The following is a 9,607-nucleotide window of genomic DNA, read 5'->3' as shown; positions in this document are numbered from 1 at the left end:
AGCGTATAATACAAAAATAGTTGGAATTTTATGTAGATTGGGAAGTTGTTTTTTCCACTCTGCTACTGTTTGGGTCTTGATAAATTGATTTTCTGACGTAATATTTGAAGCTACACAAATTTTAGTGTTCGGATGCAATACGCTTAAAATATCTTTCAAAAGAGCGTTGTTCCGATAGGGAGTTTCCATAAAAATCTGTGAGCGTTTGAGTTTTTTGCTTTCAGCTTCTAAATTTTTGATTTGGTTTTTTCTCTGCCCTGCATCAATGGCAAGATAGCCGTGGAAAGCAAAATTTTGTCCATTGAAACCAGAAGCCATAAGGGCAAGCAAAATAGAAGAAGCTCCTACCAAAGGAACAACATCTATATTTTTCTTGTGTGCATATTCCACTGCCAATGCCCCTGGGTCTGCAATTCCAGGGCAACCTGCTTCCGACATAATCCCCACTTTTGTAGGTTCTCCATTTTCATCTTTTTGAGGAATTTGTTTGAAATAGTTTTCTAACTCTGCCTTTGTTGTTTTTTTGTCTAACTGAAAAAGCACTAAGTCGTCAATTACGATTCCCAATTTTAAGGCAGAAATAAAACGTCTTGCTGTTCTCAAATTTTCTACTAAAAAATACTTTGTCTGCCGAATAATTATTGGAATTTCTTCTGAAAGACTTTTTTTATTTCCTTCTTCCAACCAAATTGGAATTAAATATATTTTCATTGGACTTAAAAATACTACTTAAAAAATAATATACTTACCTAAATGTAGGCTAAACTTAACAAATCGTTCACTTACTTCATATCAAAAGTGGATAGATGAAATACTAACTTTGTGGTTTGTTAGAAAATATGCAACACACCCTAAAAAAAATAGTATCGCTCTTGAATCTTCCTCTACAAAATAAAATTTCTAAAGAAAACGAAAGTAAGACAAATCTCTCAAAATTGCTACTACATATTTTGTATGTAGTCTTTATTGTGTGTTTGTTTTTAGCGTCGATAGATATGCTAATGAGTGCATTTCGTTTATTTGGAAGGGAAGTGGCAAGCAGTATTTTTTCAGTTTCGGCACATCCTTTTGTTGGTATTTTTATAGGGCTTCTCATTACAGCTATTTTGCAAAGCAGTTCGACTGTTACGGCAATGGTGGTAGCAGCTGTGGCAGCAGGTACGCTCACTATTGAAACAGCAACTCCTATTATTATGGGAGCAAATGTAGGAACGACTATCACAAGCGCAGTAGTGGCTCTAGGACATATCTCAAAAAAGAAAGAACTTCGAAAAGCATTTGCAGCAGCTAGTTTGCACGATTTTTTTAATGTCTTGACGGCTTGTGTTTTGTTTCCCTTAGAATATTATACCCATTTTTTATCTGACCTTGCCAAAATTGTTACAGAACTACTTCCATTTTCTGCTACTTCAGGTAGTTTTATTCCTCCTATTATTTCCATTCCGTCTAACTTTATTGTTAGTCAGTTAAAAAATTATCCATTATTGATTCTCATTTTTGCTATTGCTTGTTTGTTTTTGGCAATTCATCTCTTTGTAAATCTTTTGAAGAAACGGATGATTGGAAAGCGTAGGCAAAAAATACACGAGCTTTTCTTTGGTAATACGTGGAAATCATTTAGCTGGGGATTTATCTCAACAGCAGCTATTCAGTCTAGTTCGGTTACAACATCTTTAGTTGTTCCTTTGGTCGCTACTCGCAAGGTAAATATTCAGAAGGCATTTCCTTTTGTAGTAGGAGCAAATATTGGAACAACACTAACAACACTTTTGGCAGCTCTTTTTAAATCGGAGGCAGCCATTACGATAGCTTTTGTACATATTTTGTTCAATCTTATTGGAGCTTTACTGTTTTTGGCTCTCCCTTTTATGCGCCGTATCCCCATTATACTCTCACAGCGCTTGGGGGTAGCAGCTATGAACAACCGTAGTAGTGGTTTAGCTTATTTGCTTATCATGTTTTTTGTCCTTCCTTTCGGAATGATTTATAGTTCTTTTCAGCAGAATGATTTAGATTTGCAAAAAATAAATACTACAAACACTCTTCAAGACTCCTCTTTCATTCAAAACAAAAAAAAAAATAATCAATAGACTATAAAAATCTCAAAAAAAACGAATGGATTTACATATTGTATTTATGATATTAGGCTTTTGCTTTGCAGCTTATTCTGTAGTGGGTAATGATGTAATTCAAACACTAGGAACATTTATCAGCTCTAATGGCAAAACACCTTGGTACATACTTTGGACTTATACAGGAGTGATTATGATAAGTGTACTTTTCTATGGGTGGTACTCTGGACAAGGCGTAGCGTATGGCAGACTCAACAAAATTCCATTTCCTGAAGTCTTACAATGGTGGCACGTTTTGCCTCCTTTGGTGTTGATGATTATTACTCGTTTTGGTATTCCTGTCAGCACGACATTTTTGGTGTTGAGTGTTTTTGCTACTAAAAATATTCAGAGTATGGTTACAAAATCTGCTTTGGGGTATTTAGTTGCTTTTGGAGCTGCCATTTTTGTTTATTTACTGATTAGTAGATTTTTTGAAGAAAATTTTATCAGAAAAGAAATAAAGAAAAATGAGAAACGAATCTGGACAGTCTTGCAATGGACTTCGACAGGCTTCCTTTGGTCGCAATGGCTGATTCAAGATTTGGCAAATATTTATGTTTATTTACCTCGTGGCAACAACCTTTCTAGTACGCAATTTTTTCTGTCTGCTTTTGTCTTGATAGTTCTTTTGGGGTATATTTTTTATAGCCGTGGAGGAAGTATTCAAAAAATTGTTACTACCAAGACCAATACCACCGATATTCGTTCGGCAACTATCATTGACTTTATCTATGGTATTGTATTGTTCGTTTTCAAAGAAATGAGTGATATTCCAATGAGTACGACATGGGTTTTTGTAGGGCTTTTAGCAGGTCGTGAACTGATGATAAACCTTCGTATAAATATGCAAGCTGCTTTTGAAGCTCGTTTGAAGCAAGAGAAGAAAAAAGCTAAAAAGAAAGGATACAAGGAAAGTTCTGATAAAATCTTGGACGATGCGACTTTTGAAGATGAGCAAAATATAAAAAATCATCCACTTTACCCACGATATTCTGATACTGTTGGAATTTTGAGAATGATAGGCTCTGACCTTTTAAAAGTATTTGCTGGATTGGTAGTTAGTTTGATTTTGGTTTTTGTACTCAAAAAGAATGAAGTTATAGAAAATCTAATTGAATATATCATTAATATTTTTAGTTAATACATCATCGGATGAAAAACTTCATTATTTTACCAATAATGAAGTTTTTTTGTATTTAAGGTTATCACAATTATTTACGTAAATCATACTTTCAGTCTGATTACAAAGATTTTATACCAAAATAAAAATCGCATTGGTACTGCTCTACGAGGCTGACCTTATTCTAGTTAGGTCAGTCTCACAGAGCAGACCGAAAAAATAAAAAGGTATTGGGATTATTTCTTACAGAACAGTTTGGAAGACTGGTGTACAAAATTAACTGTGATAAGGCTTATTTATCAATAGCCTAAAAGACTTATTTTAGAGTAGAACCAAACCAATTTATAAATACAAAACCCTTACTTCATAAAAGAAATAAGGGTTTTTAGTATAGAAAAATGAAAACTTATAAAATTCTATTTAATAGAACATTATATTATTTGCCTTCATCGTTTGTCATGTCGTCTTTCAACTGAGAAAGTGCAGAGTTATCTCCCAAAGAGCTAGTTGTTTCTAAGTCTTTAGACTTTTTCATTTCTTTAGCTTTTGAAGTTGTTTCTGCATTTGCTTCTCCTTTAGATTTTTTCTTTGCAGGAGCTTCTTCTTTTCCACTACGGTAAGTTGCTACGTGAGAAAGAATGATACGTTGCTCATCCTTAGAAAACTCTACTACTTTGAAGTCTATGTTGTCTCCAACCTCGGCAGTTTTGCCAGTTTCTTCAAGTGTAAGGTGTTTTGTAGAAGCAAAACCTTGTACACCATAAGGAAGCTCAATATTTGCTCCTTTATCGTTCTTGTTTACTAAAGTACCTTTGTGTACACTGTTTGGAGTGAAAATACCTTCAAATGTATCCCAAGGATTTTCTTCCATGTGTTTGTGGCTAAGAGCCAAACGACGCTGTTCTGTATCAAGTTCTAATACTTGTACTTCCAACTGTTCACCTACTTTAATAAACTCAGATGGGTGCTTGAATTTACGAGTCCAAGAAAGGTCAGAAATATGAACAAGTCCATCAATACCTTCTTCTAATTCTAAGAAAAGACCATAGTTAGTAAGGTTACGAACTGTACCTGTATGACGCTCTCCAGAAGCATATTTTGTTTTTACTTCGTCTTTTGTCCAAGGGTCTTCAGTAAGTTGCTTAATACCTAAAGACATCTTACGCTCTTCACGGTCAATAGTCAAGATAACAGCTTCTACTGTATCATTGATGCTTAAGAATTCTTGTGGGTTGCGTAAGTGCTGCGACCAAGACATTTCAGAAACGTGAATCAAACCTTCAACACCTGGTTTGATTTCTAAGAATGCACCATAATCAGCAACATTCACAATACGTCCTTCTACTTTTGTTCCTACTTCTAGGCTTGCTTCAAGCGAATCCCAAGGATGCTCTTGAAGTTGTTTCATACCTAATGAAATACGTTTTTTGTCCTCATCAAAGTCAAGAACAACAACATTAAGTTTTTGGTCTAATTCTAATACTTCGTTTGGATGGCTGATACGACCCCAAGAAATATCTGTAATGTGAAGTAATCCGTCCACACCACCTAAATCAACAAAAGCACCGAAATTAGTGATATTTTTCACTACACCTTCCAATACTTGTCCTCTCTCAAGGTTATCAAGAATTTGAAGACGTTGTTTTTCAAGGTCTTTCTCAATAAGAATTTTGTGAGAAACTACTACGTTGTCGTTTGCATAATTGATTTTGACAACTTTCAATTCCATTTTCTTATCTACATAAATATCAAAATCACGAATTGGCTTAACATCAATTTGTGAACCTGGTAAAAATGCCTCAATACCAAAGATATCTGCAATCAAACCACCTTTTGTACGGCGTTTGATAATTCCTTCGATAACTTCATCTCCTTGGTGCGATTCTTCAATTTTCTTCCACGCTTGAAGAGCCATAGCCTTACGACGAGAAAGTAAAATTTGTCCGTTTGCATCTTCTTGCTTTTCTACATAAACCGTTACTTGGTCGCCAGCTTTAAGCTCTGGCAAATCTCTAAATTCTGAAAGAGATACAAGTCCGTCAGATTTATGTCCAATGTTTACGATAGCCTCACGGTCTGTAACACCTACGATAGTTCCTGTAACAAGTTCGTTTTCAGAAAAAGCAGTAAGTGTTTCTTCGTAAAGGTCTGCGAGTTCTTGTTGGCGTGCATCTTTGTAGCCAGCACCAAAGCCTGTTTTGTTAGACTCTAATTCTTCCCAATTGATTTCGCCTGCTGAAGTGTTTGAATTACTCATATAATAAAATAAAAATCGACGACAATTATTTTCAGGCTTGTCTGAAGGCCTGCCTTTGTAGCATGTTTTGTCGTTTAGCTTAATACCAAATGAAAAATTATGCTTAAAGGTATTTGATTAACTGTGAGAAAATAATTTGATTGAAAATCATTTCTTATACAAGATAAAAAAGATAAGTAAATCGTTGATTTACAGAAAATTAGCTATCTTGGCGGAAATGAAATACAAAGATAGTAACTTTTGTTAGGAAAAGGAAATTTTGAATGTTTTATTCTATAAATAATGATTCTCAATTTATTTCAAATCATTCTCTCTCAACAGAGACAGGATAAGTTTTTGTCTTTGCCAAAATATCCAATAAAAAATCTACTAATGTAGTGGGAGAGCAATCGTTTGTAGTGGTGCTAAATTGCACAATGCCTGTTTCTAGCTGAAAGCAAGTTGAGCCTACTTTTTTTCTGTTTTCATCAAAAAAAACAATTCTCATAAATGTATTATCTATTCCGTCTGCATATATACATTTTTGCTCCCACTTCCACAATGGTTTTTTTCGAATGATAAGTTGCAATATTTCGTGTGCTATAATTTCTTGTTGCATTTCAAATGTGTGTTTATGTTGGTGGCTTTTTCTATAAGTTACCAAATTTTACCTAAAAATTTTACTACATATTATCTTTTCTTTTTGAAAAGGACTCTTTTTCGTTTCGTTTTAAGTAAACCCAACCTGCATTTTGAAGAAGTAATTTATTGTATCGTAATTAGATAGATATTAAGTATATTTGCGCTTAGATAGTAAGCATTAACAAAATAAGTCTCTGGATAGAGAAGTTCTCTTAGTATAAAATTTTGTATTTGCTTCTTAACACAAATATGCTTTTTATATAAATGTAGCAAGCCTTAACTTACCACAATTTCAACCAAATCGATGAAAAAGTCATTTTTACTCATACTATTTACATTATTTTTTATACAATCATTTTCCCTATTTGCTCAGATTGACCCTTGTGTTCGTATTTCAGAAGGAAGGGAGTTTTGGGTAGGCTTTATGGATCATGATGGCACTTCTGGTATTGAAACCAAATTATATGTAACCTCTCGTGTAGCTACTACGGGAACAGTTACACTCAATGGAGCTCCTATAGCTACAATAAATGTAGCTGCTAATGGTTCACAGCAGATTGACCTATCTCCAGCCTCAAACTATTTAGTCAATAACTCTCAAATTCCTCAAAACAAAGGAGTGTTTGTAACAACTGATGATCCTGTTAGTTTATATGCCTTAAATAGAAAAAGAAACTCAGCAGATGCTGCACTTATATTTCCTTTGGAAGCTCTAGGAACAGAGTATTATACTATGTCTTATACTCCTTCTTCTACTACACAACCTTATTCCTCTGTATTTTTAATTGTAGCAACAGAAGACGACACCAACATAACTATTACTCCATCACAAAGAACAACAGCAGGAAATCCACTAGGAGTGCCTATTAATATAACACTTCAAGAAGGTCAGACCTATTTGGTACGTTCACAAGGAACGTTTGGTGCTAATTCAGACTTGACAGGAAGCTCTATCAGTTCAGACAAGCCTATCGCTGTCTTTTCAGGAAATGTTAGAGTACATGTAGATGGGAGTTCATCAGACCATGCGTATGAACAGATGCCTTCAATAAATACATGGGGGAGAAATTTTGTAACCGTTCCCTCTGTAAGAAGTAATCCTGCTGTTACTCGTAGTTATGATTATTTCAGAATTATAGCTCAAACAGATGGTACAGAAGTTACTATTAGTGGAGAGCCTGCAGTAATTACACTTAATGCAGGAGAATATCATACGTTTAGTACACAAGGAAACAATACTCCTAGAGTTATAAATGCAACAGAACGCATTATGGTAGGGCAATTTACTATCTCTGACCAATTTGGAGGAGGAGAGGATGCTGACCCTTACTTTATTGTTCTTTCTCCAAATCAACAAACCTTAAAAGACATCAATTTAGAAGCTATAAGTACTGCTCAGATTAGCACATTTCATGTTGATGTAATAACTAAAACTACTAATACAGCAAATATTCTTTTAGATGGTACACCCATGACATTTACAGCTATTGCAGGTTCAGATATGTCTTTTGCTCGTAGAAATGTAGCTCCAGGAACTTATAACCTTAATAATTCAGACCCTGCTAATGATGGTTTTATTGCTTATGTATATGGATATGGAAATTACGAGTCGTATGGGTATTTAGCTGGCAGTAGCTTAGAAACAGTAGTTGATGTAGCTGATGATATTGCTTTTTGTGATGGAGCAATAACAGAAGATACTTTGGAAGCTCCTGATGGATTTATTCGTTATGAATGGCGACTGATACCAGACCCTACAATAATCAGTACTGCTCAGGATATTACAGTTACTGTATCTGGACTATATGAGCTAACAACCGAAAATGAAGATGGATGTGTTAAGTTTGATACTACAGAAGTAATTTTTAGCCCTCCTTCTATTGCTGATATAAAATACCAAGGTATTTCAGCAGAAGAGTTGCGTTTTTGTGATAGCTTAGGGCAGCAAGTTATTAGTGGATTTGATGTTTCACACACCACAGATAACACTTACAAATGGAGAATTATTGGAGATCCAACTGTTATTTCTACTGATGTTAATTTAGTAGTAGATAATTTTTCAGCAACAACTTTATATGAGTTAGAAGTCATTAATGCAGCTACTCAATGTAGTTCAGCAGGAAATGGAAGTACATTTGATACCATTACTGTAATTTTTGAACCTACTCATGATTTAGATATTGTCTTTGATGGAACTACACCAGATGTAATAACATTTTGTGATTCAGAAGGAGAACAAACTATTAGAGCTTCTTTAGACCCTCTTCCTAGTGATGTAACCTATCGTTGGTTTAAAGATGGCATATTTTTGCCTTCAGAAACATCTAATACGTTAATAGTGAATGAGTTTTCAGCAACTACTCGTTATAGAGTAGAAGCCTTACGACCAGACCAAACACTCTCGTGTGTACAGACGGATGAAATTGTAGTTACTTTTTATCCTGTGGCTTTAATACAGCACGATGGAGTTGTGAGTGATGATGAGTTATTATTTTGTGACATAGATGGTGCAAAAACTATCAGTACAGGAGTAGTGACTAATCCTAATGTAGAATATCTCTGGAGAGATATTACTGACCCTGCAAATCCAATAGACTTAGGTACAGACTTTGAATTAGTTGTAGATAACTTTTCATCTACTCGTATTTATGAAATTACTATAACAGATTTAGAAAATGGAACTACTAATCCTTGTGCTTTGACTGATGAGGTTACAGTTACATTTTTTGGTGCTGAAATCCGAGAAATTGGACAAACTGATGAGCCTGATGAAATGACTTTCTGTGCAGAAGATGGTGAAAGAGGGTTAGAAGTAACTGTTGAACCATCTTTACTTCCTTTTTCAGAAATAAAATGGTTTGAAAGAAATGGTACAGCTTTGACACAGGTTGGAACAGGAGTATCCTTATTAGTTAATGAGTTTCAACCTAATGTAACTGTAACAAAAACCTATGTCGTACAAATAACCAATCCAAGGTTAGATTGTACCATAGAAGATGAAATTATTGTCAATTTTCTACCTCCTTTGGGTGTAGGGCTTTTAGGAAGTACAGATATTTGTGAGGGTAATCAAACTCCTGTTACTTTTAGATTAAGTGGTTCTTTTCCTATGACACTTACCTATAGAAGTAATCCACTTATAGGAAGTACCACTACACAACAAATCGTAGTTGGAACAGCTACAACAACCAGTCCTTTTGACTACATTATTCAATCAGAGGGAGGAATGTATGAGATAGTAGCTTTAGAAAACGACCTTTGTGTACTTACAGACATTCCCACCACAGTCGTAGAAGTAACGGTTACTCCAACACCAGAAGTAACAATTTCCTCCCCAGACACAGTTATTTGTGCTGATGGAACAACTAAGTTTATAGCTGATGGTGCGACTTCTTATGTTTTCTATAAAAATGGATTACCAATGCCAGCAGGTGGTGTTGCCAATGAGTACGAACCTGTTGCAGGAACGTTCCAAAATGGCGACCAAGTGTGGGT

At 34.9% G+C, this 9,607-nt stretch carries 6 protein-coding genes; 3 read left to right on the top strand and 3 right to left on the bottom strand.

Going from position 1 to position 9,607, the window contains the following annotated elements; translation table 11 throughout:
- Positions 1-711 (bottom strand): SAM-dependent methyltransferase (locus QZ659_RS10630; RefSeq protein ID WP_291725793.1); only part of this gene is annotated, 711 nt, incomplete at its 3' end.
- A gap of 128 nt (positions 712-839) precedes the next feature.
- On the opposite strand from QZ659_RS10630, the gene QZ659_RS10625 reads away from it, so the two are divergent.
- Entirely contained in the window at positions 840-2,090 is a 1,251-nt protein-coding gene (locus QZ659_RS10625; RefSeq protein WP_291725792.1) for a Na/Pi symporter, read from the top strand.
- A gap of 25 nt (positions 2,091-2,115) precedes the next feature.
- A complete protein-coding gene (locus tag QZ659_RS10620; protein WP_291725791.1) occupies positions 2,116-3,255 on the top strand; it encodes a hypothetical protein in 1,140 nt (379 codons plus the stop codon).
- A 415-nt stretch (positions 3,256-3,670) separates the two neighbouring features.
- Here QZ659_RS10620 and rpsA read toward each other — a convergent pair whose 3' ends face one another.
- Together rpsA and QZ659_RS10610 are read right to left on the bottom strand one after the other, a co-directional pair.
- Positions 3,671-5,491, bottom strand: coding sequence for a 30S ribosomal protein S1 (gene rpsA / locus QZ659_RS10615; RefSeq protein ID WP_291725790.1), 1,821 nt, complete (start codon positions 5,489-5,491; stop codon positions 3,671-3,673).
- A gap of 304 nt (positions 5,492-5,795) precedes the next feature.
- On the bottom strand, positions 5,796-6,089 hold the full coding sequence (locus QZ659_RS10610) for a hypothetical protein (protein ID WP_291725789.1): 294 nt from the start codon (positions 6,087-6,089) through the stop codon (positions 5,796-5,798).
- A gap of 327 nt (positions 6,090-6,416) precedes the next feature.
- Here QZ659_RS10610 and QZ659_RS10605 point away from each other — a divergent pair.
- Positions 6,417-9,607, top strand: a 3,191-nt coding sequence (locus tag QZ659_RS10605; RefSeq protein ID WP_291725788.1) for an IgGFc-binding protein, incomplete at its 3' end; no start/stop codon positions are given.

It is taken from the genome of Bernardetia sp. (genome assembly GCF_020630935.1).
In the GTDB taxonomy this organism is placed as follows: Bacteria; Bacteroidota; Bacteroidia; order Cytophagales; family Bernardetiaceae; genus Bernardetia.
Note: the sequence above shows the minus strand (reverse complement) of the source record. Positions and strands in the feature narration are given on the sequence as shown.

What these genes read in the sequence shown, in the direction of transcription:
- QZ659_RS10625 (WP_291725792.1), top strand. Translation starts at nt 840, where the DNA reads ATGCAACACACCCTAAAAAAAATAGTATCGCTCTTGAATCTTCCTCTA.
- QZ659_RS10620 (WP_291725791.1), top strand. Translation starts at nt 2,116, where the DNA reads ATGGATTTACATATTGTATTTATGATATTAGGCTTTTGCTTTGCAGCT.
- rpsA (WP_291725790.1), bottom strand. Translation starts at nt 5,491, where the DNA reads ATGAGTAATTCAAACACTTCAGCAGGCGAAATCAATTGGGAAGAATTA.
- QZ659_RS10610 (WP_291725789.1), bottom strand. Translation starts at nt 6,089, where the DNA reads ATGCAACAAGAAATTATAGCACACGAAATATTGCAACTTATCATTCGA.